The following is a 21,784-nucleotide window of genomic DNA, read 5'->3' as shown; positions in this document are numbered from 1 at the left end:
CGGCCTCAGAAAGCGAACCGCGAAAAAGAGAACGGTTCCATGAGGAGAAAGCGTGACGGCGAGGCTTCGGGCCGGCCGCCGCATGCGAGGCCTCGGCCTCGCCAACCAGACGACCACAATGGAGAAAATGACATGACCATGAAGACGCTCAACGATTTCGCCACCACCGTGCAGGGGGACGAGACTTTGGCCAGAGGCTTGGCCAACGCGATCGGCGACCGGCAGGGGCCGGAGGCGGCCGAGGCCTTCGCGGCCTATGCCCGGGCGGCCGGCTTCGACGTGAACGCAGACGAGGTGGAGGCGGCGAGCCAGGCAGCGGCTCCCCAAGGCGCCCTGTGGGATGACCAGCTCGACGCAGTCGCGGGTGGCGGCTTCTTTTTCGACGCGGCCAGCTTCGTCACCCGCAATGCATTGGACGTCACCATTACCAGCCTTACCAGCGCGAGGGATCTGATCACGCAGAACCACTAGGGGCTGCCGCCGATGCGAGACCAGCCCGGGCCGGCGTGGCCTGCCCTGGTTCCGCCTCGGCCTTCCCCAACCCGACAACCAGAATGGAAAGACGGACATGGCCATGAAGACCCTCAACGACTTCGCCAACGCGATGCAGGGCGACGAGTCCCTGGCCAGGGGACTGGCCGCCGCCATCGCCGAAAAGCAGCACGATGGCAAAGCTGACGAAGCTTTCCTCGCCTATGCGGGGGAGCGCGGCTTCGATTTGACCGCGCGCGATCTCGCGGCCGTCCGGCAGGTCGCCGCCGGCGAAAGCGCCCTGTCCGACGACCAGCTCGACGCGGTCGCGGGCGGCACCTTCAGCGGCGGCCCGATGGGTGTCGGCTTCAGCACCCCCTTCGACCCGGTGCTCGACTGGGGCGACGGGATCTTCAAGGGCATCCTCGACTGAACCAAGGACGCACGGGCGCGGCCCGATCCCAAGACAAGGAACCGACAATGACGATCGAAGCCATGAACGAATTCGCAAAGACGTTGCGCCAGGACCCGGAAATGGCCCGCGGTGCGGCTGCCGCGATCGGCGAAAGGCGCGACGGGGACGCCTTGGAGGCGCTTGCGACCTACGCCCGGGAGCGCGGCTTCGAGGTAAGCGCGCAGGACGTCGAGACCGAGCGGCGGGCCGCTGCCGGCGAGGGCAACCTCTCCGACGACCAGCTCGAGGCGGTTTCGGGCGCCGGCATGTTCGACTTCGGCGGCGTGTTCTTCGACCCCTCGTACGGAGCCAGGGCGGTCACGGCGGCACCCTCGGGCACATCCTTCGGAAGAGACCCCTCCATCTGAGGCGGCGTCCAAGCCACAGCCGGGCCCAGGTGGTCGAGCCCGGCCTCCCGCCGGACCAGAAGAGCAGAATCGAGATAGCGACATGAGCAACAAGACCCTGAACGACTTCGCGGCCGCGCTGCGCGGCGACGAGACCCTGTCCGCGGGGTTGGCTTCGGCCATCGGAAGAAAGCGCGACGCAGAGGCCGCCGAGGCCTTCGTCGTCTACGGGCGGGAGCATGGCTTCGACGTGACGGCAGAGGATGCCGAGGCCTACCGGCAGGCCGCCGGCGGCGAGAGCTCCCTGACGGACGAAGAGCTCGATGCCGTTGCCGGCGCCGGTTACTCGCGCGGAAGCCGAAGCGGAGCAGGCCTTCTGTGCGGGGCCATTCATCGAACGCACAGCCTGCACGATTGATCGATCGGCGACGCAAGACGGCGCCGCTCGCGACTGCGCCGAGGGCGACTGCAGCCAGTGAGGTGACGTCGTAACCCTCGACGCAATCAAGAACTCTGGTGCCGCCGGGCGGCTCATCGAATTGGCTCGGTTCGCATACGCGTTCATGGAGCCGTTCATCACCCCCGAGCCAAGACGTCACCGGGATGCCGGTACATCGCATCTTTGGGCAAGAGAAACACGAGAAAGGAGACCAATCCTATGAGTATCCAGTCCATGAAAGACTTCGCCAATGCAGCCCGCGCGGACGAGGAGATGGCCAGTGGCCTCGCAGCCGCGATCGGCGAAAGGACGGGAAGAGACGCTGAGGACGCCATCCTCGCCTACGCCCGCACATGCGGCTTCGACGTCACGGCGCAGGATATCGAAGCACTCCGCCGGCCCCCGTCCGCGGATGGTGCATTGTCGGACGATGAGCTCGATGCCGTTTCGGGTGCAGGGCTCTTCGACTTCCTCGACGACGCCATGGCCTTCACTATCGGCCGCTTAAAGGCTGGGATGTTGGGAGGATTGAAGGGAGGGCAAGATGGCGTCAAGAACGGTTTCTGAATTTCTTCCCATAATGCAGGAGGCAGCGGCTGCTCTGGAAATAAACACTGCAATTCTATGTGATATGGATCTGAAAAAATGACAGAAAAATCGATGAATGAATTTGCGGCACTTCTCCACCGTGATGAAGAAATGGCTAGGCGTTTTGTTGCTGCTATTGGCGGTAAGCACGAAGAGGAGGGCGTGATTGCGATCGTGGAATTCGCTCAGGCACGCGGCTTCGACGTAGCGGCACAGGACCTGGAAAAGCTTCGCCTGCCCGCAGCCGCGGATGGGGCACTTTCCGACGAGGAGCTGGATGCAGTCTCGGGCGCAGGATTGTTCCTTGACTTCATCAACCCTGTGAACTGGGCAAAAGTTATCGAGAAATCTTCGGCGGTAAGGGGCGCCGCCGGGCTTGTCCACTCTGTAGATGGTGCGGTCAAAGGCGTCATCAATGGCTGAAGAACCAGTCCATCATCAATCTCCGAGCCCCTGAACCACCATGCCGGAGCTCTTCACCCTGCCGAAGACATGATCGGTGCGCCGGCTACCGCTGGCGCCCCACGAAACGGCGAGGATCGAGCCGACGCAATCTGCGATGGCGAGCTTGACCGGGTGGCCGGTGGCACACGGATCCTGCGGCGATCGAATTCCGCGAGCCTCGCCATGGCCCGTCGGATAGCGAAGTGACCTGCGAGGCCGGGTCTGTAGTCCGTAACGCCGGGGCCCGTGCCTTGGTCACCGGGCCCGGCGACGACACCGTATGAGAACGATGGAGCGTTCTTCATGACAATGAATGCAATGAACGATTTCGTCGCTGCCGTCCGAAATGACGAGACGATGGCCCCTGCCCTGGCGACTGCGATCGAGGGCAGGTCGAACGGAGATGCCGCCGAGGCCTTCGCGGCCTTTGCCCGGCAGCAAGACTTCGAGGTGACCGTCGCCGACGTCGAAGCCGCCCGGCGGCCCGCCGCCAATGGCGACGCGCTGTCCGACGACGAACTCGACGCTGCCTCCGGGGGTTGGTTCGACTTCGGCTTTTGGGATACCGCCTTGTTTTCCCAGAGCAGCCGGGAAAGACAGATGAACGCCATGTTTCCTTCGGAGCGCAAGCAATGAAGACCCTTCACGACTTTCTCGCCGCCGTGCGTGGCGACACGGCACTCGCCCGGGGACTTGCCGAGGCCATCGCGGATCGGCAGGGGCCGGAGGGCGACGTCGCGGTCGCGGCCTATGCGAAGGCGGCCGGCTTCGAGGTTACAGCGAGGGACATCGAGGACTTTCGCAGGCCGACCACCTGCGACAACGCTCTTTCCGATGAGGAACTCGACACCGTGGCAGGCGCGGGCTTTTTCGATGATTTCGGCAAGTTCGTCAGCAATTCTGTTCGCGACGCGGATCAGGCGACCCTGAAATTGTGGAACAACGCCTGCGACGGGATAGCGAAAGTCCTCTGAGCCCCTGGTCGACAGTCCGAGAGCAGCGATCCTCGGACTGGCGGCACTCTCAGTTTCGTCGAGGAGGAGAGAGCACGATGACGAACGACGCAATGAACGCGTTCGCAGCCGCGCTGCGCTGCGCTGGGACGAATAGATGGCGCGCGGGCTTGGAAGTCTTGTCGCCGGGGGCTTTATCGACGACTTCAATCTCTACTTCGACCCCAAACCGTTTTCCCGGAACGGCGGGGGAAAAGCGATGACGGCCACGTTTGCTTCGGAAGGCAAAAGCGGGTGGATTTCGCCGCTCTCACCACAAAGGCATTGATCTTCATACACCGCTGCCACCGCTCGATATCGCGCGCGTACCACCCCATGGCCTCGGTTTGCAGACTTGCGAATTTCTGGACAGACCGTCGGCTTGCCTTCATCGGGTGGCGTGGATCGATCTCAGTGTAGGGCCGATCAGACCTTCGTAAGAGCCTTTCCCCAATCAGGCGTTTCGATGATTGATCGCGCGCGCATGCACTTCCAGATCCCGTACTTCACGAAGTCGAAGTCGAGGGTGGAGATCCGGCTCTGGACAACCGCCCATAGCGACCATTTGATATCAGCCAGCGCCTTGTAAATCACGAGCCGCGCCAGGTGTTCCGGCAAGGCTTGGCCGAAATAGCTCTCGACGATCTCATGGTCGGTGGCGTCGTCGAAGAACATCTCGACGCTCCAGGCCGCCAGGTCATAGATCCGATCGTTGTTGGAGGCGTATTCATAGTCGATGAGGACGAGCTGGTCGTCTTCGTCGAACAGGAAATTGCCAGGCATCGGGTCGTTGAAGCAGGGGACGAGGTCGAGTCCGGATGCTTCGATGGCCGCACGGGCGCGCTCATATTCGGCTAGGAGCGGCAAACCTTCCTTCGGGACCATAGCCCCCAGTTCCTGGATCTGGGCGCGATGCTCCTCGATCATGTCGAACACGGTTTTCGTAAGGCCGAGCTGCGGCGCCGCGTGCAGGGTGCGATAGGCCTCGATCACCGATCGGCGGGGGGCCGCACGCAGGAAGTCGCGATTGGACGCGGTTCTGCGGCCCTCGACGAATTCCGCGATCTCCACCCCCGATGTCGAGGGAAACGGGTGAACCTTGGGCCCGATCCCGATCGACTCGGCCAGCCTGCTCGCCTCGAGAGCCGTCTTGCGGTCGATGAACATTTCGGTACCTCGCCCGGGAATCTTCACGAAGAAGCTTCCCGGAATCCCATCGACGAAAACTCGCCAGTTGGCGTTGGAGATGCCTCCGCCGACGGGTTCGAAGCGGCAAGTGCGGCCGCGCCAGGCAGGCGTGGCTGCGATCACGCCCTCTATCGTCTCGATGTTCGCTGCTTCGCCGTTCCGATGCCTGTCCGGTTGCGTCATGCTTGTTTCCCTTACAGTCTGGCCAGATCGGATTCGGTGAACCACCCGCTGAGGGCCAGCCTGCAGCGCAGCCAGCGCCATTGCGCGTATTTGAGGAATTCGACGCCTTGCCTCGGTGATGTCGCGTCCATCAGCGCACCCTCGAGCGCCCAGCGCAGATCATCGGCGAAGGCGTAGGCTTTCAGCCGGGCCAGACCACCATCCGTGGCTTGTCCGTTCTCGCGCTCCAGCGCCTCGAGCCATACGGACTCGTCGAAGAAATGCGTCTCGTTGAGGACAAGGGCCAGATCGAACAAGGGATCGACATTCCCCGCCTCGTCAAAATCGAGAAGCTGGAGGTCACCGTTGTCCGAGATGAAAACGTTGGACGCAACGCCGTCGGCATGGGCCGGCTTGCGGTCGACACCACTTGCCGCGATCGCTTGCCCGGCCTGTCGCGCAACCTCCAGACACTTTGCGCCTTCCTCGGCAGACAAGAGCGGAGCCGTACCCGCAAGCCTCTCCACATCGGCGAAGACGTCGCGCTCGATCGGGAAGGCGGGCAGTTCACGGATGGACGCCTTGGCCGCGAGCAGGCGGTCGAAAACAGCGCTGTCGCGGAGATCGCCGACGGTCGCCGCGCGCCATTCGTCTCCCAGTGCATCCAGAACGATCGCCGGAACGGAGGCCGAAACGAAACGTGGTCTGGGCGTCAGGCCGAGGGAAGAAACGGCCTCGGTCGTCGCATAGACCGCCTCCGGATCGCGCGCGCTGAATAGATCAGGCCACCAGACCTTCGCGAACAGCGGTTCGCCATCGCATTCGACGAGCCGGCAATCGGCATCGACGGCCCTGTGGACAGGGGACATGACGCCCGGAACGGCTTCCGCGAAGCGGACCTCGCGTGGCGACATGCCGTCGATCGCCGAAAGGGCTGCGGCCAGCCGCAATTCCGTATCGCTTTCCGCCTCGTTCAACGACTTCATTCGGCGCAACTCCCTTCGGGACGGTTGGGCGGATCGCGCTCGGCCGCGCTGCCGCAGAGATCGAAAGCGGCCTCGGCGAGCACGGCAAGCCCGGCATCCATGTCTTCGACAGACGTCGCCTCGGCGGCGTTGTGCGCAATCCCTTCCACGCTCGGCACGAAAACGAGGCCGGTGGGGCAATAGCCGAGAAGGCCAATCGCGTCGTGGCCGGCCACCGTGCCCATGCGCAGCGGCTCATGGCCGGCGCGGCGACTGGCGGCTTCGAGACGGTCGATCATCTCGGCCGGCATGGGGCGCCCGGCGCGGACCGAGCGCTGGTCCACCCGAAGGCGAACGCCCGTCGCGGCTTCCGCCTCCTTCAAAACCCTCTGCGCTTCGCGCTCGGCTTCGGCGAGAACGGCCTTGTCATCGCTACGGATCTCGGCCGAGAAGGTCACCCGGTCGGGAACGACATTGGCAGAGTTCGGGGAAACGAGCTGACGACCGACCGACGTGTGGACGACGCCTGGCCAGCGATTGGCAATCTGCCGCAAACCGACGACGACATGGCTGGCTGCCAGGAGAGCATCGCGGCGATCGTCCATCGGCGTCGGCCCGGTATGGGCCTGCTCTCCAAGCGCCGTGATCTCGAACTTCGCCGCGCCCCAGTTATGGGTCACGATTGCGATGCTGCGGCCGGCATTTTCCAGGCGCCTTCCCTGCTCGGCGTGGATTTCCACATAGGCCGCGGGTCGCGGAACTTCGGCGTGGCCTCTGTAGCCGATTGCAATGAGCGCTTCGTCCAAGGATATGCCGTCATCGTCGCGAACGGACAATGCTTCGTCCGCCGTCAGACGTCCGGCCGCATAGCCGCTGCCGATAAGGCTCGGACGGAAACGGGCGCCCTCCTCGTTCGTCCAGTTGACCACGCAGAAATCGCGTTCGAAGCGATGCCCCCGCTGGCGGTCCGACATCAGAATCCGGGCCACGACGAGCGCGCTGACCACACCGAGGGTTCCGTCGATCCGCCCGCCATTGGGCTGACTGTCGAGATGGGATCCCATCATGATCGGCTCGGTCGTCGCGCGGCCCTTGTCGCATAAATTGAACATGCCGAACTGATTGCCCACCGGATCGACGAAGACGTTCGCGCCGGCTTCCCGCAGAAGCTCCGCGAGACGATCACGGGCGAGGCCGTCTTCTTTCGATGCCGCGAGCCGGGTGATGCCGCCGTCCGGCCGCGCGCCGAAAGCGGAGAATTCCTCGAGGAGTTCCGCGACCCGCCGGCTTGGGATCGTGATCCCGTCGGGAATCAAACTCCCCTCACTCACCGGAACCATGACCCGCCGGCGTGCCGGGCCACCGCCACGCGCCTGGCGGAGTTCGAGGTGCCTGGATCACGTGCTGCCGGAAAGACCATGCTTCGCCAAACGCCTCATGCTCACAATCGTCGGACCATCAACTCTCCTGATGCCAAGGCAAAGCGCATGCCAACCCGGCGCCCGGCGGGCGAAATGCAGGAATACCGCCGTGCCTCGCCCGGGGAGACGCGGAGCAGTTCTACAGCCTCTGCCTAAACACCAGTCAGAGGAATAATTTTTGAGCCATCGGAAAATCGTGAGAAGCGGAAAGCGTGCGGATCGACGATTGGCGCGGCTTCTGTCGTGAGATCCGCCGTCAGCCTTCCAGCCCCTGGCCCAAGGCCAAACCCGTGGCCGGAAAAGCCTGTGGCCACGACGAGACCCGGGCGTTCTTCGACCTTGGAAATCACCGGAACGGCGTCGGGCGTCACGTCGATCAGGCCAGCCCAGCGCTGGGCGATCTTGGCGTCGCGGAACGCCGGAAACGCCTCCGCCAGCCGCTTTACCGCAGTGCCGGTCATCTTGGTGTTCGGCTCGGGATCGAGAATGCGGGTGCGCTCATAGGGGCTGATCGCGTCGCCGCTGACCGGCCGCATGTCACGCCACTCATCAAGGAAGCGCCGTCCGACGCGCGGGCGCATGGCCTGCCATTCCATCCTGAGTGCAGGAAGAAATTGGCGGACAAACCGGAAGCTGTCGGGCGTCAGATCGTAGACGTTCGATGCGAGCGTCGAGACTGTATAGCCGCCGTCATAGCGTTTGCGGACCGAAAAGCCCGGGCCCCGCACGGTGACCTCGGGGCCATCCGGAACCGGCTCGGTCCGCAGCACCGAATTCAGCACCTTGAGCTGGGGCAGCGTCAGGCCGATGTCGCGCAGAAGCAGGCGCGACCAGGCGCCCCCAGCGACGACGACGCGCCCGCAGGCGATCGTGCCCCGCTCGGTCACGACGCCCGTGACTGAGCCATCCCGGCCGGTTTCGATGCGGCGCACGGCACAGCCGGTCAGGATCGCCGCTCCCTTGGACCGAGCGGCGCGGGCGATGGCGGGCGCCGCCTTCTGCGGTTCGGCCCGACCATCGGTCGGCGAATACAGGGCGCCATTGCAATCAAGGTTCATGTCGGGAACGAGTTCGGCAAGCTTCTCGGAATCGATCGCGCCGACGCGATGCTGCGTACCCTCCAGATATTTCAGCCACGCCATGTTCTCGTCCCGGAACTTGTCCGAGTAGAACGGAACGGCGATGCCGCATTGACGGTAGCCGACATCGTAACCGACGCGCTCACTCAGATCCTCCCAAAGACGGATCGACGCAGCCATCAGATCGATCTCGCGCGGGTCCCGGCGCGACAGGCGCACCCAGCCCCAATTGCGGCTCGATTGCTCGCCCGCGACGACACCCTTCTCGCAAAGCACGACCGATACGCCGCGCTCTGCAAGTTCGAGCGCCGTAGAGGTTCCGACGATGCCCCCGCCGATTACCACGACGTCGGCATGGCGGGGTTGCGTGTCCGTGGCCTCGACCGTCTCGACTTTCGGTCCGGGCATGGTGCCTTATCCTTCCTGGTTCGTGTGTCCTGACGAAGCGACCGATTGGCAGGGCTCCTCTCCCCGGAAGGGAGGAAAGGGCGGGCGGCCGCAGCGCCGTAAAACTGCGGTGTAGCATCAAGGCTCCTGCCCCATTCTGCTTGCGCCAAAGAGACGCTTTCCTATCTAATCGAGCCATCTCACGGAGAACGTCATCGTGCCCAGACCAATTGAGTCCGATAGCGAAGAGATCGGCCTGATCCTGGTTCCCGGGTTCGCACTCATGTCGTTCGCCGCAGCCAGCGAGCCATTTCGAGCGGCCAACATCCTGGCGGGACGGGACATCTACCGCCTGCGCACCTTCGGGACGGCCAAGGAAGTGCGTGCCTCCTCCGGCGCGTTGATTGAGACCGAAGCCTTGCCGGCAAAGGCGGAGGCGCTGCGAACCGTCTTTGTCTGCGCAGGGGGCCAGCCCGGCGGTTGGCATGTGCCGGACATCGTCGCCGCATTGCGACGGCTCGCCCGCGAGGGCGTGCGCATCGGCGGAATCTCCGGCGGCCCCTATATTCTCGCCGCCGCCGGACTGCTCGACAACCGGGAATTCACCATCCACTGGGAACATGCGGCCATGCTCAGCGAGGCCTTTCCTCACCTCAGCCCGCGACAGACGCGATACGTCATCGACCGCGACCGCTTGACCTGCGGCGGCGGCATCGCACCCCTGGACATGTCCCATGCCATGATCGCCGAGCGCATGGGAGACGCCTTCGCCCGGCGTGTGTCCGATTGGTACCTTCATACCGAAATCGGGATTCCTACGGGTCCACAGCGAGCGTCGATCGCAGAGCGCTACAACGTTCATCATCCGGCTCTGCTGACGATTCTCGCGAAAATGGAGGCCACGGTGGAGGCACCTTTGAGCCGTCGTGCCATGGCCGCGTCAGTGAGCCTGTCACTACGGCAGGTTGATCGACTGTTTGCCGAGCATCTGGGCACGAGCTTTCAAAATCAGTACAGGGAAATTCGCCTCGCCTATGCAAAACGATTGATTCAACAAAGCGCGCTCTCGGTTTCAGAGATCGCCTTCGCCGCGGGGTTCAGCACCCCGTCTCACTTTTCGCGGGCGATACGTAAAAGCTTCGGCCAATCGCCATCACAACTTAGACGCGCCTCGAACTCTGCCAAGGGTTGAGCAGCCCCAGCCGCGGCGATAACGTCGAACGAGTTGATCAGGAACAGGCATATTGAAGATGAAGAATTCAGCCGCGGCCGTGAACAAGCCCGCCTTGACCCAGGACCCGCATGCCATCCGCGAACCGCGGGAAAGCAATCTGGAAGCGGCCATCGGTCACGAGGTGCGCGGATATCGAAAGAAGCTGGGCATCACGGTGAGCGATCTGTCCTCCGCCACGGGGATCTCGCTCGGAATGCTCTCCAAGATCGAGAACGGCAATATCTCGCCGTCGCTGACGACCCTCCAAGCACTGTCTCGCGCGCTCGGCGTGCCTCTGACGGCATTCTTCCGCCGGTTCGAAGAGGCCCGCAACGCCGTATTCGTCAAGGCCGGCGAAGGCGTCGAACTGGAAAGACGCGGCACCCGAGCGGGGCACCAGTACAACCTCCTGGGACATATCGGGAACAACACCAGCGGCGTGACCGTCGAACCCTATCTGATCACCCTGAACACCGACGCCGACGTGTTCCCGACCTTTCAGCATCCCGGGATGGAGTTTCTCTACATGCTGGAAGGCGAAGTGGTCTATCGGCACGCCAACAGCCGCTACCGCATGCAACCGGGTGACAGCTTCTTCTTCGATGCCGACGCGCCGCACGGCCCGGAGGAACTGGTGACCCTGCCGGCCCGATATCTCTCGATCATCTGCTATCCGCAGCACGAGACTCTTTGATCCCGGCTCGACGCAAGGCGACCGAGGCGCGGGCGAAATGTCGCCTCCTGAGAAAAAATTATTCTTGGCAGTTGAGAGACGCAAAGTCTTGTGCCATAGCTTTGTCGTCAGCGGTGGAAGAGGATTGAGCCCATGTGCGGTATCGTCGGGTTGTTTTTGAAGGATCCCGCACTCGAGCCGAACCTCGGTGCCCTTCTCTCGGAAATGCTGGTTTCGATGACCGATCGCGGGCCCGACTCGGCCGGCATCGCCCTTTACACCCAGCCGGTGCAGGGACGAGCGAAGCTGACGCTTCAATCGGCAATGCCGGAACGTGATTTCGCTGCCCTCGAAGACCGATTCGGAGAGGTCGCAAGCGGCGATCTCCATGTTACGGTCAAGGATACCCACGCGGTCCTCTCCGTCGCGAGCGATCGTGTCGAAGCCGTGCGCGAAGCAGCTCTCGGCCTTGATACGGTGCGGGTTCTCGCGGCGGGAGAAACGATCGAAATCTACAAGGAAGTCGGTCTGCCGCGAGAGGTCGTCGAACGCTTCGACATCAAGCGGATGGCGGGTACCCACGGCATCGGCCATACCCGCATGGCGACGGAATCGGCCGTGACCACGCTCGGAGCGCACCCGTTCTCCACCGGCGCCGACCAATGCCTTGTCCACAATGGCTCCCTGTCGAATCACAACAATCTGCGTCGGGTCCTGAAACAGGCGGGCATGCGGTTCGAGACGGAGAACGATTCCGAGGTCGCCGCAGCCTATCTGACGCGCTCCATGGCCGAGGGGCGTGATCTGGGCGAAGCGCTGACAGCTGCTCTCGACGACCTCGACGGTTTCTTCACCTTCGTGGTCGGCACGCGCAACGGCTTCGGCGTTCTGCGCGATCCCATCGCCTGCAAACCGGCGGTCATGGCGGAGACCAGCCAGTATGTGGCGTTCGGCTCGGAATATCGGGCACTCGTCGGACTGCCCGATATCGACAATGCCCGGGTCTGGGAGCCCGAACCCGCCTCCGTCTATTTCTGGGACCGTTCGGCGACCGCCGGCAAAGCCATGGCCGCGTGAGCGTCGAGAGCAGAACCATGCCAGAATTCGATCTTGCCTCCGCCCCGCTTCGCGACCTCAACCAGGCTCTTCATGCGATCGAACCCGGGACCAACGATCTCGCCTTCGACATTCGCAACCCGCGCGGCAGCCATGCCGTCGCGGTCGGCTGCGACGCACCGCTGACCGTGAACGTCCACGGGTCGGTGGGCTATTATTGCGGCGGCATGAACGCGCAGGCCGCGATCACCGTGCGCGGCTCCGCCGGCCCCGGCGTCGCCGAAAACATGATGTCCGGCACCGTCATCGTGGAAGGGGATGCGTCGCAATATGCCGGCGCGACAGGCCGCGGCGGGCTGCTCGTGATCAAGGGGAACGCCTCCTCGCGCTGCGGCATCTCCATGAAGGGCATCGACATCGTGGTCGCCGGCAATGTCGGACACATGTCGGCATTCATGGCCCAATCCGGCAACCTCGTCGTGCTCGGCGACGCCGGTGAAGCACTGGGCGACTCGATCTACGAGGCGAAGCTCTTCGTCCGCGGCCAGGTCAAGAGCCTCGGGGCCGACTGCGAGGAAAAGGAGATGCGCCCCGAGCACGTCGCTCTTCTGGAGAGCCTTCTGGAGCGTGCCGGCATGACCGATGCTCGCCCGAGCGAGTTTCGGCGCTACGGCTCGGCCCGCAAGCTGTACAATTTCTCGATCGACAACGTCGACGCCTATTAAAGGGCTCTCCGGTTCAATGAGTTACCGCAATCCGCCGACGCCACCCAGAAAGTCCGCAACCTTCGACGATGCGTCCCTGGCGGAAATTCGCCGCGCCGCCGAAACCGGGATCTACGACATCCGCGGCGGGGGCACCAAGCGCAAGGTGCCGCATTTCGACGACCTGTTGTTTCTCGGGGCTTCGATGTCGCGATACCCTCTCGAAGGCTATCGCGAACGCTGCGACACCAGCGTGACCCTGGGCACCCGTTTCGCCAGAAAACCGATCCAGTTGAAGATCCCGGTCACCATCGCCGGCATGAGCTTCGGCGCGCTGTCCGGCAATGCCAAGGAAGCGCTCGGTCGCGGCGCGACGCTGGCCGGCACCTCGACCACCACCGGCGACGGCGGCATGACCGACGAGGAACGCGGGCATTCCGACACTCTGGTCTACCAGTATCTGCCATCGCGTTACGGGATGAACCCCCGGGATCTTCGCCGAGCCGACGCAATCGAGATCGTCATCGGTCAGGGCGCAAAACCTGGCGGCGGCGGGATGCTGCTCGGTCAGAAGATCTCCGACAGGGTCGCCGAAATGCGCACTCTGCCCAAGGGCATCGACCAGCGTTCAGCCTGCCGTCATCCCGACTGGACAGGCCCCGACGACCTCGAGATCAAGATCCTCGAACTGCGCGAAATCACCGACTGGGAAAAGCCGATCTATATCAAGGTCGGCGGGGCACGCCCCTATTACGATACCGCTCTTGCCGTGAAGGCCGGTGCCGATGTCGTGGTCCTGGATGGGATGCAGGGCGGCACCGCCGCGACGCAGGACGTCTTCATCGAACATGTCGGCCAGCCGATCCTCGCCTGCATCCGCCCGGCAGTGCAGGCCCTCCAGGACCTTGGCATGCATCGCAAGGTGCAGCTCATCGTCTCGGGCGGCATTCGCACCGGCGCCGACGTCGCCAAGGCTCTGGCGCTCGGCGCGGATGCGGTGGCGATCGGGACGGCGGCACTGGTGGCGATCGGCGACAACGATCCGCAGTGGGAAGCCGAGTACAACAAACTTGGAACCACCGCCGGCGCCTATGACGACTGGCACGAAGGCATGGATCCGGCGGGTATCACCACACAGGATCCCGAACTTGCCGCTCGGCTCGACCCGGTCCGGGCAGGCCGCCGCCTGGCAAACTACCTGAAAGTCATGACGCTCGAGGCGCAGACCATCGCCCGCGCCTGCGGCCACAATCACCTGCACAATCTTGAGCCGGAAGACATCTGCGCGTTGACGATCGAGGCAGCGGCGATGGCGCGAGTTCCGCTGGCCGGAACAGCCTGGATTCCAGGACAGACAGCATTCTGAAGACGAAACGGGGCTCAAAAGACCCCGACGTGAAGAAAATCGAGGGAGGTGACCCCCAAACGGAAGGAATTGCAGGGGAAACCATGACCACCGATCTGTCGGCCTATGCCTCCGAGAACGGCATCAAGTATTTCATGATCAGCTACACCGACCTGTTCGGTGGCCAGCGTGCGAAGCTCGTTCCCTCCCAGGCGATCGCAGAGATGCAGGAAGGGGGCGCTGGCTTTGCCGGGTTCGCGACGTGGCTCGACCTCACACCGGCCCATCCCGATCTCTTCGCAATGCCGGATGCGGATTCGGTGATTCAGCTCCCTTGGAAACCGGAGGTCGCCTGGGTCCCCGCCGATCTGTTCATGGACGGCAAGCCCGTGGAGCAGGCCCCGCGCATCGTCTTGAAGAAGCTCGTCAAGGAAGCGGCAACCCTAGGCCTGCGCGTGAAAACGGGCGTTGAAGCCGAATTCTTCCTGATCGTCCCCGACGGCAAGGCGATTTCTGACGAATACGACACGGCCGAGAAGCCTTGTTACGATCAGCAGGCGGTGATGCGCCGGTACGACGTCGTGGCCGAGATCTGCGACAACATGCTGGCGCTGGGCTGGAACCCCTACCAGAACGACCATGAAGACGCGAACGGCCAGTTCGAGATGAACTGGGAGTTCGACGATGCGCTTGCCACGGCCGACAAGCATTCCTTCTTCAAATTCATGGTCAAGTCGATCGCCGAAAAGCACGGCCTGCGCGCGACCTTCATGCCCAAACCCTTCAAGGGCCTGACCGGCAATGGCTGTCACTGCCATATTTCGGTCTGGAACAGCGAAGGCACCACCAATGCCTTTGCCGACGAAGGCGCGGAATTCGGCCTGTCGGCCGACGGAAAGTCGTTTCTCGGCGGTATCATGAAGCACGCCTCGGCGCTTGCAGCGGTCACCAATCCGACGGTGAATTCCTACAAGCGCATCAACGCCCCCCGCACGACTTCGGGCGCGACCTGGGCGCCCAACTGCGTGACGTGGACCGGCAACAACCGCACCCACATGGTGCGCGTGCCGGGGCCCGGCCGCTTCGAGCTGAGGCTGCCGGACGGTGCCGCCAATCCGTATCTCCTGCAGGCCGTGGTGATCGCAGCGGGACTCGACGGCATCCGCACCAAGGCCGATCCGGGGCCGCACAGCGATATCGACATGTATGCCGAGGGTCACACCGTGACCGACGCGCCGAAGCTGCCGCTCAACCTCCTCGACGCGCTGCGTGAATTCGAACGCGACGAGGACCTGACCGGCATGCTCGGGACGGACCTGTCGACAGCCTATTTGAAGCTCAAGCGCAACGAATGGGACAGCTATTGCGGTCACTTCACGCAATGGGAGCGCGAGGCGACCCTGGATATCTGAGCCGCCAACCCCGGGGCGCGTCGCAGACGGCGCAATCCGGCCTTCGGCGAAGGATCCCGCAGAGAACACTCCCAAACGGGCTCATTTCGCCGGCAAGACGTCTTCAACCCATCCTTAAGGAGAGTGCCATGTATCACGGAGACATCGCATCGAGTGCCGACACCGTCGGCGTCGCGGTCGTGAACTACAAGATGCCGCGGCTCCATACCAAGGCCGAGGTCCTCGACAACGCCAGGAAGATCGCCGACATGGTTGTCGGCATGAAGCAGGGGCTTCCGGGCATGGACCTCGTGGTCTTCCCGGAATACTCGACCCACGGGATCATGTACGATCCGAAGGAAATGTACGAGACGGCGTCGCAGATCCCTGGCGAGGAGACCGAGATCTTCGCGGAGGCCTGCCGCACGGCCAAGACTTGGGGCATCTTCTCGCTGACCGGCGAACGTCACGAGGAGCACCCGAACAAGGCGCCCTACAACACCCTCATCCTGATGAACGACAAGGGCGAGATCGTCCAGAAATACCGCAAGATCATTCCCTGGGTGCCGATCGAAGGCTGGTATCCGGGTGACTGCACGTATGTCTCGGAGGGACCGAAAGGCCTCAAGATCAGCCTGATCATCTGTGATGACGGAAACTATCCGGAGATCTGGCGGGACTGCGCGATGCGCGGAGCCGAACTGATCGTGCGTTGCCAAGGCTACATGTACCCGGCCAAGGAACAGCAGATCACCATGTCGAAATCCATGGCCTGGGCGAACAACTGCTATGTGGCGGTCGCCAACGCTACGGGCTTCGACGGCGTCTACACCTATTTCGGCCATTCCTCGATCATCGGCTTCGACGGGCGCACGCTCGGCGAATGCGGCACCGAAGAGATGGGGATTCAGTTCGCCCAGCTTTCCGTGCCGCTGATCCGCGAGGCAAGGGCGAAAGGCCAAGCGCAGAACCATCTCTACAAGCTGCTCCACCGCGGTTACACGGGCATGGTCAATTCGGGCGATGACGCCCGCGGCGCCTGCGCCCTGCCCTTCGAATTCTACAAGAACTGGGTGAACGACCCTGAGGCCACCCGAGACATGGTCGAGGCCATGACGCGCTCGGCGCCAGGCGTGGAGGACTGCGAGATCGAGGGCATTCCGACCGAGCTCGCCCCCGCCGGCCACCGCTGAACGAGAGCGCCGGGGACGGCCTGTCGCTTTCCCGGCGCCGTCAGTCAGACGCGGGTCACGCCGATCGCATTGCAGCTTTATTGACCCGTTCCAGTTTCTGCGCAAATAATAACCAATTGAGACATACGAATTGGAGCCAATGGGCGCCACGTCTTCCTCACCCGACCACACGATCACGGGCATCCTCGGCTCGCGCCTCGATCCTCAATGGCATGATCGACTCCACCACATGGAGCACCACGGGGGCATCGATCTGGTGCGGCTCGACACCAGAGACCTCTCACGCCGGCGTCTGAGGGTTACCTCTGAGAGCGGCGCGGACTGCATGATCGCGCTCGCCCGCGACGAGCCCCTGTTCGACGGGGCGGTGCTGTTTGCAGACGAGGCCCACGCGATCGTCCTCAAGGTCAATCTCGAGCGTTGGCTGCGGTTGCGCCCGACTTCGGCCGAAGACGCGCTGGCGCTGGGCTATGCCGCCGGCAATCTGCATTGGCGCGTGCGCTTCAGGGGCAAGGATCTTGAAGTCGCGATGGAAGGCCCTGAGCAGGGATATCTCGACCGCATTCCCGACCTCATCGAAAGCGGGGCGGTGATCGTCGTCGCCGAGGAGACGTCGAGCGCATGAACGAGGACAACGCCGCGACGATCCTGACGGCGCTCCAGCACGCCGACAGCAACTTCCCGAGCGGCTCCTTCGCCTTCTCACAAGGGCTCGAAGGCCTCGCCTCGCTCACCGGCAAACGGCCCGGGACCGATGAGATCACGAACTTCGTCCGCGAGCAGATCGTCCATCGCTGGGCGAGTTCCGATCGGGTGGCGCTGGCCCATGCCTATCGGGCCGGCGACGACCTCGATCGCGTGGCTGAGATCGACGAGGAACTCGACCTTTCGACCTTCTGCGAGACGCTGCGCGAGGGATCGCGCCGCAACGGCCAGGCGCTTCTGGCAACCCATGTGCGCTTCGGCACGCCGGGTGCCGCGAGCTACCGTCAGCGTATCGACAGGGACACGGCGACGGGTACGCTGCCGGTGGTTCATGCGCTCCTGTGGCGGCGGCTCGGGCTCGCCGAGGAAGCGTGCGTCGCCATGTCGGGATACGGGCTCGTCTCGTCCAGCCTGACGGCGGCGGTGCGCCTCAACTTCGTCGGCGCGCTTACCGCCCAATCCATGATGCCGCCGCTCCTCTCGCTGGTCGCCACATATGCCGGCGAGCCGGTCGCCGAGGACGCGGAGATCTGCGGCTTCAACCCTTTCGGCGAAATCGCCGCCATGAACCAGGCGGGTCTCGCCCTTCGCCTGTTTTCTAATTGATCGAGCAGGACGGCCCATGCTTCTGACCCCGACCGAAAACGAACGCCTGACCATCTTCACGGCGGCGGAGCTCGCCCGAAAGCGCCGGGCGCGCGGCGTCAAGCTGAATGCGCCGGAAGCGACGGCGCTGATCTGCGACGAAATCCTGGAAGGCGCGCGCGACGGCCGCAGCGTCGCCGAGATGATGTCCTTCGGCGCGACCATCCTGACCTCGGACGACGTGATGCCGGGCGTGCCGGCGATGCTCCCCGTTCTGCAGGTCGAAGCGACCTTTCCCGACGGCACCAAGCTCGTCACCGTCCACGAGCCGATCCGGCCGGCGGAGGGGCAACAGGAGGCCGATCCGACCATGCCCGGCGAGATCATCCCGGACGACGGCGAGATCGAACTCAATGCCGGCCGCCGCAAGGAACAGCTCGACGTGACGAACACCGGCGACCGGCCGGTTCAGATCGGCAGCCATTTCCATTTCTTCGAAGCCAACAAGGCGCTCGACTTCGATCGGGCGAAGGCCTTCGGCATGCGTCTCGACGTACCCGCGGGCACCGCCGTCCGGTTCGAGCCCGGACAGGGCAAGACGGTGAATCTCGTCGCCCTGGGCGGCACCAGGGAAGTCGGCGGGCTGAACGCCCTGACCGACGGCGGCACGACCACCGACGCCGAGCGCGACGCCGCGATTCAAAAAGCCCGCGCCAAAGGCTTTTCCGGAGCATGACATTTCTCTTCAAGGGCCCGACGCCATGACCACCATCAGCAGACGCGATTATGCCGCCATGTATGGCCCGACGACCGGCGACGGCGTGCGCCTCGGCGACACTTCACTGATCGCCGTCGTCGAGAAGGACCATGCGGTCTATGGCGACGAATGCCTGCACGGCGGTGGCAAGACGCTGCGCGATGGCATCGGCATGGTCGCGGGCCTGACCAGCGCCGAGGGCGCGCTCGATATGCTCCTGGTCAACGTTCTGGTGATCGATCCGGTCATCGGCATCGTCAAGGGCGATCTCGGCATCAAGGACGGCCGCATCGTTGGCATCGGCAAGGCCGGCAACCCCGCGATCATGGACGGCGTCGACCCGCGTCTGCAGGTTTCGGCCGCGACGACCGTGCGCGACTGCGAGGGGCTGATCGCCACGGCCGGCGCCATCGACGTCCACGTCCATTTCGATAGCGCCCAGCTTTGCGAACACGCGATTTCGAGCGGCATCACCACCATGCTCGGCGGGTCGCTTGGCCCCATCACGGTGGGAATCGATTCCGGCGGGCCTTTCAACACTGGCAAGATGCTGCAGGCGTCCGAATCCTGGCCGATCAATTTCGGCTTTCTCGGCCGTGGCAACTCCCATAAGCCGGCCTCCCTCATTGAGCAGATGCGCACCGGCTGCCTGGGCCTCAAGCTCCACGAGGACTGGGGTTCGATGCCGGCGGCGATCGACACCTGCCTTTCGGTCGCCGACGACATCGACTTCCAGGTCCAGATCCACACCGACACGCTGAACGAGTCCGGCTTTCTCGAGGATACGCTCGCGGCAATCTCCGGCCGCACCATCCACATGTATCACACCGAGGGTGCCGGCGGCGGACACGCACCGGACATCATCCGCGTCGCCGGCATCGCCAACTGCCTGCCCTCGTCGACGAACCCGACCAATCCATACACGATCAACACCTTCGACGAACATCTCGACATGACGATGATCTGTCACCACCTCAATCCGGCGATCCCGGAGGACGTGGCGTTTGCCGAAAGCCGGATTCGTCCGCAGACCATCGCGGCGGAAGACATCCTCCACGATCTCGGCGCGATCTCGATGCTCGGATCCGACAGCCAGGGCATGGGCCGGATCAACGAGGTGATCACACGCACCTGGCAGCTCGCCTCGAAGATGAAGGATCAGCGCGGCCGGCTGCCGACGGAGACGACCAGGATCGGCGACAACGAGCGGATCAAGCGCTATCTGGCGAAATACACGATCAACGCTGCAAAGACCTTCGGCATCGACGCCCATATCGGGTCGCTGGAGGACGGCAAGCTAGCCGACATCGTTGTCTGGCGACCGGCCTATTTCGGCTCGAAGCCCGAACTGGTGATCAAGGGCGGCTTCATCGCCTGGGGCGCCATGGGCGACAGCGCGGCCTCGCTGATGACCTGCGAACCGCTGATGCTGCGGCCGCAATGGGGTGCCTTCGGCGAGGCGAAGAAGGCGCTGTCGGCCTGCTTCGTGCACCCTTATGCGATCGAGGACGGCCTTGCCGCGTCTCTCGGCCTCACCAAGCAGCTTCTGCCGGCCAGCGGCACGCGCTCGCTAACCAAGGCCGACATGCTCCACAATGACGCGCTGCCTTCGATCGAGGTCGATCCCGCCACGTTCGACGTCACCGTCGACGGGCAGTTGGCCACCTGCGAGCCGGCGAAAGTGCTGCCATTGGCGCAGCGCTACATGCTGAGGTGATCATGGACACGATCGACAATATCCCCGCTGCCGAAACCGGGACAAAGCCTCTCGGTGCGGCCCGTGTCGGCATCGGCGGCCCTGTTGGCTCCGGCAAGACCGCTCTGATCGAACAGCTGCTCGTGCATCTGGCGAAGCGCTCCATCTCGACCGCCGTGATCACCAACGACCTCGTCACCGCCGAGGACGCCGAACGTCTGCGCAAGGGCGGTGCGATCGATCCGGCCAGAGTCCTCGCCGTCGAGGCCGGAGCCTGCCCCCATACGGTGATCCGGGAAGACCCGACGCTGAACATCATTGCAGCCGACCAGCTCGACCGGCTCTATCGGGACCTCGAACTCACCATCATCGAATCCGGCGGCGACAACCTCGCCTCGACCTTTTCGCTCGATCTGGTCGACTGGTGGATTTTCGTCATCGACGTGGCCGGCGGAGACGACATCCCCCGCAAGCGCGGCCCGGGCGTCCTCCAATGCGACCTGCTCGTAGTCAACAAGGTGGACCTTGCGCCTCATGTCGGTGTCGATCTGGGGCGCATGCTCGAGGAGGCGCGATCCGTGAGGGACGGCCGACCGGTCGTCGCCACGAACTGCCGGAGTGGCGAGAATGTTGCAGCCGTCGCCGACGCCATCGCCGAAGCCGTGCTGGTGGCCCGGTGAACCAGCATGTTCTCACCGCCCTGCCCGATCAGGGCGCCGGCTTACGCCCGCAGATCGAACTGGTGGCCGAGAAACGTGGCGGACGGACGGTTCTGACGTCGCAATACGTCACCTACCCGTTCCACATGACCCGGCCGTTTCAGCTCGACGCAGCACGAGCCGACGTCTCCACCCTTTACATGCAGTCCTCCTCCGGCGGCCTCTATGCGGGGGAAGATCTGCGGCTGCGGATCGCGGCGCGGGCGGGCGCGAATCTTCATCTGACGACGCAGGCCTCCACGATCGTCCAGGGTGGCGAACGCCCGCGCGCCTCGACCCGCTACGACCTCACCGTCGAAGACGGGGCATTCCTCGCCTTCACGCCCGACCCGCAGATCCTCTTTCCCGGCTCCTTCGCCGATACGGAAATCGCGCTCAGCCTGGCCGATGGCGCCTGCGCCGTCATCTCGGACGGGTTTCTGTTGCATGATCCCAAGCGACTCTGCCGAGCACCGGAGGCCTATCGGTCCGTGGCCGACGTCTCCATCGGCGGCCGCCGCGTCATGGTCGATCGCCAATTCGTCGAGGGCCGGCGGCTGAACGAACCGGCCGGACCCCTCCATGGCCATGCGATCGCCGGAACGGTGCTGCTTTTGGGGTTCGGGGACAGGCTGGCGGCAGCCGAACTCGCAGAGGCGGTGGCGGGCTGCGGAGCGCGCCTCGCGATCAGCGCACTGCCGCGTGGCTGCGGCCTCGGCTTGCGCATCCTCGCCAAGGACGGCCCTGCCTATGCGCGTGCGCTCGACGCCGCGTTTGGCGCGGCCTTCCTCGCGCGCTTCGGCATCGCCCCGGCGCCAAGGCGCAAGTAGA

At 64.1% G+C, this 21,784-nt stretch carries 26 protein-coding genes; 22 read left to right on the top strand and 4 right to left on the bottom strand.

Translation table 11 applies throughout. The features are described 5' to 3' along the window. Nucleotides 1–132 precede the first annotated feature (132 nt). The 9 genes from MF134_RS10455 to MF134_RS10415 all read left to right on the top strand — a co-directional run bounded on the left by MF134_RS10455 (nt 133) and on the right by MF134_RS10415 (nt 4,024). Nucleotides 133–471, top strand: a complete 339-nt coding sequence (locus tag MF134_RS10455; protein WP_255339400.1) for a Nif11-like leader peptide family RiPP precursor — start codon at nt 133–135, stop codon at nt 469–471. Nucleotides 472–568: 97 nt separating this feature from the next. Further along, on the top strand, nt 569–904 hold the full coding sequence (locus MF134_RS10450; protein ID WP_255339399.1) for a Nif11-like leader peptide family RiPP precursor: 336 nt from the start codon (nt 569–571) through the stop codon (nt 902–904). 47 nt (nt 905–951) lie between these two features. Further along, nucleotides 952–1,293 carry a hypothetical protein gene (locus MF134_RS10445; RefSeq protein WP_255339398.1) on the top strand — a complete coding sequence of 114 codons (342 nt, stop codon included), beginning with the start codon at nt 952–954 and terminating at the stop codon, nt 1,291–1,293. 82 nt (nt 1,294–1,375) lie between these two features. Then, nucleotides 1,376–1,690: a Nif11-like leader peptide family RiPP precursor gene (locus tag MF134_RS10440; protein WP_255339397.1), complete on the top strand. Its 315-nt coding sequence runs from the start codon at nt 1,376–1,378 to the stop codon at nt 1,688–1,690. 240 nt (nt 1,691–1,930) lie between these two features. Next, nucleotides 1,931–2,278, top strand: coding sequence for a Nif11-like leader peptide family RiPP precursor (locus tag MF134_RS10435; protein ID WP_255339396.1), 348 nt, complete (start codon nt 1,931–1,933; stop codon nt 2,276–2,278). Nucleotides 2,279–2,356: 78 nt separating this feature from the next. Then, on the top strand, nt 2,357–2,722 hold the full coding sequence (locus MF134_RS10430; RefSeq protein WP_255339395.1) for a hypothetical protein: 366 nt from the start codon (nt 2,357–2,359) through the stop codon (nt 2,720–2,722). 324 nt (nt 2,723–3,046) lie between these two features. Next, a complete protein-coding gene (locus MF134_RS10425; protein ID WP_255339394.1) occupies nt 3,047–3,379 on the top strand; it encodes a Nif11-like leader peptide family RiPP precursor in 333 nt (110 codons plus the stop codon). Further along, entirely contained in the window at nt 3,376–3,717 is a 342-nt protein-coding gene (locus MF134_RS10420) for a Nif11-like leader peptide family RiPP precursor (RefSeq protein ID WP_255339393.1), read from the top strand. The genes MF134_RS10425 and MF134_RS10420 overlap by 4 nt, the downstream gene beginning before the upstream one ends. 136 nt (nt 3,718–3,853) lie before the next feature. Next, on the top strand, nt 3,854–4,024 hold the full coding sequence (locus tag MF134_RS10415) for a hypothetical protein (RefSeq protein ID WP_255339392.1): 171 nt from the start codon (nt 3,854–3,856) through the stop codon (nt 4,022–4,024). A 137-nt stretch (nt 4,025–4,161) separates the two neighbouring features. On the opposite strand, the gene MF134_RS10410 is transcribed toward MF134_RS10415, so the two are convergent. The 4 genes from MF134_RS10410 to MF134_RS10395 all read right to left on the bottom strand — a co-directional run bounded on the left by MF134_RS10410 (nt 4,162) and on the right by MF134_RS10395 (nt 8,958). After that, nucleotides 4,162–5,106 (bottom strand): phosphotransferase, encoded by a 945-nt coding sequence (locus tag MF134_RS10410; RefSeq protein ID WP_457589976.1) that lies wholly within the window; start codon nt 5,104–5,106, stop codon nt 4,162–4,164. Nucleotides 5,107–5,117: 11 nt separating this feature from the next. Continuing rightward, nucleotides 5,118–6,071 carry a phosphotransferase family protein gene (locus MF134_RS10405; RefSeq protein WP_255339390.1) on the bottom strand — a complete coding sequence of 318 codons (954 nt, stop codon included), beginning with the start codon at nt 6,069–6,071 and terminating at the stop codon, nt 5,118–5,120. Continuing rightward, the gene (locus tag MF134_RS10400) at nt 6,068–7,381 is read right to left on the bottom strand and encodes a Zn-dependent hydrolase (protein WP_255339389.1); all 1,314 of its coding nucleotides are present in this window, start codon (nt 7,379–7,381) and stop codon (nt 6,068–6,070) included. Before MF134_RS10400 ends, MF134_RS10405 begins: the two co-directional genes overlap by 4 nt. A gap of 242 nt (nt 7,382–7,623) precedes the next feature. After that, nucleotides 7,624–8,958, bottom strand: a complete 1,335-nt coding sequence (locus MF134_RS10395; protein WP_255339388.1) for an NAD(P)/FAD-dependent oxidoreductase — start codon at nt 8,956–8,958, stop codon at nt 7,624–7,626. Between the two features lie 196 nt (nt 8,959–9,154). Here MF134_RS10395 and MF134_RS10390 point away from each other — a divergent pair, with 196 nt between their 5' ends. The 13 genes from MF134_RS10390 (at nt 9,155) to MF134_RS10330 (ending at nt 21,783) form a co-directional block, all read left to right on the top strand. Continuing rightward, nucleotides 9,155–10,129, top strand: coding sequence for a GlxA family transcriptional regulator (locus tag MF134_RS10390; RefSeq protein WP_457589971.1), 975 nt, complete (start codon nt 9,155–9,157; stop codon nt 10,127–10,129). 58 nt (nt 10,130–10,187) lie between these two features. Next, nucleotides 10,188–10,844, top strand: coding sequence for a helix-turn-helix domain-containing protein (locus tag MF134_RS10385; protein ID WP_255339387.1), 657 nt, complete (start codon nt 10,188–10,190; stop codon nt 10,842–10,844). Between the two features lie 132 nt (nt 10,845–10,976). Next, nucleotides 10,977–11,900: a class II glutamine amidotransferase gene (locus tag MF134_RS10380; RefSeq protein WP_255339386.1), complete on the top strand. Its 924-nt coding sequence runs from the start codon at nt 10,977–10,979 to the stop codon at nt 11,898–11,900. Nucleotides 11,901–11,917: 17 nt separating this feature from the next. After that, a complete protein-coding gene (locus tag MF134_RS10375; RefSeq protein ID WP_255339385.1) occupies nt 11,918–12,604 on the top strand; it encodes a GXGXG domain-containing protein in 687 nt (228 codons plus the stop codon). Nucleotides 12,605–12,620: 16 nt separating this feature from the next. Continuing rightward, nucleotides 12,621–13,949 (top strand): FMN-binding glutamate synthase family protein, encoded by a 1,329-nt coding sequence (locus MF134_RS10370; protein WP_255339384.1) that lies wholly within the window; start codon nt 12,621–12,623, stop codon nt 13,947–13,949. Between the two features lie 83 nt (nt 13,950–14,032). Then, entirely contained in the window at nt 14,033–15,340 is a 1,308-nt protein-coding gene (gene glnT / locus MF134_RS10365; protein ID WP_255339383.1) for a type III glutamate--ammonia ligase, read from the top strand. A 128-nt stretch (nt 15,341–15,468) separates the two neighbouring features. After that, a complete protein-coding gene (locus tag MF134_RS10360) occupies nt 15,469–16,512 on the top strand; it encodes an aliphatic amidase (protein ID WP_255339382.1) in 1,044 nt (347 codons plus the stop codon). Nucleotides 16,513–16,651: 139 nt separating this feature from the next. Further along, nucleotides 16,652–17,137 carry an urease accessory protein UreE gene (gene ureE / locus MF134_RS10355; protein ID WP_255339381.1) on the top strand — a complete coding sequence of 162 codons (486 nt, stop codon included), beginning with the start codon at nt 16,652–16,654 and terminating at the stop codon, nt 17,135–17,137. Then, a complete protein-coding gene (locus MF134_RS10350; RefSeq protein WP_255339380.1) occupies nt 17,134–17,823 on the top strand; it encodes an urease accessory protein UreF in 690 nt (229 codons plus the stop codon). Before ureE ends, MF134_RS10350 begins: the two co-directional genes overlap by 4 nt. A gap of 16 nt (nt 17,824–17,839) precedes the next feature. Beyond that, entirely contained in the window at nt 17,840–18,538 is a 699-nt protein-coding gene (locus MF134_RS10345; protein ID WP_255339379.1) for an urease subunit beta, read from the top strand. Between the two features lie 25 nt (nt 18,539–18,563). Then, on the top strand, nt 18,564–20,276 hold the full coding sequence (gene ureC / locus MF134_RS10340) for an urease subunit alpha (RefSeq protein ID WP_255339378.1): 1,713 nt from the start codon (nt 18,564–18,566) through the stop codon (nt 20,274–20,276). A 2-nt stretch (nt 20,277–20,278) separates the two neighbouring features. Further along, nucleotides 20,279–20,935 carry an urease accessory protein UreG gene (gene ureG / locus MF134_RS10335; protein ID WP_255339377.1) on the top strand — a complete coding sequence of 219 codons (657 nt, stop codon included), beginning with the start codon at nt 20,279–20,281 and terminating at the stop codon, nt 20,933–20,935. Next, nucleotides 20,932–21,783 carry an urease accessory protein UreD gene (locus MF134_RS10330; protein WP_255339376.1) on the top strand — a complete coding sequence of 284 codons (852 nt, stop codon included), beginning with the start codon at nt 20,932–20,934 and terminating at the stop codon, nt 21,781–21,783. Before ureG ends, MF134_RS10330 begins: the two co-directional genes overlap by 4 nt. The last annotated feature ends 1 nt before the right edge of the window (nt 21,784 follow it).

The organism is Jiella marina (genome assembly GCF_024359545.1).
GTDB lineage: Bacteria > Pseudomonadota > Alphaproteobacteria > Rhizobiales > Rhizobiaceae > Jiella.
This window is presented reverse-complemented; position numbering and strand designations above follow the sequence as displayed.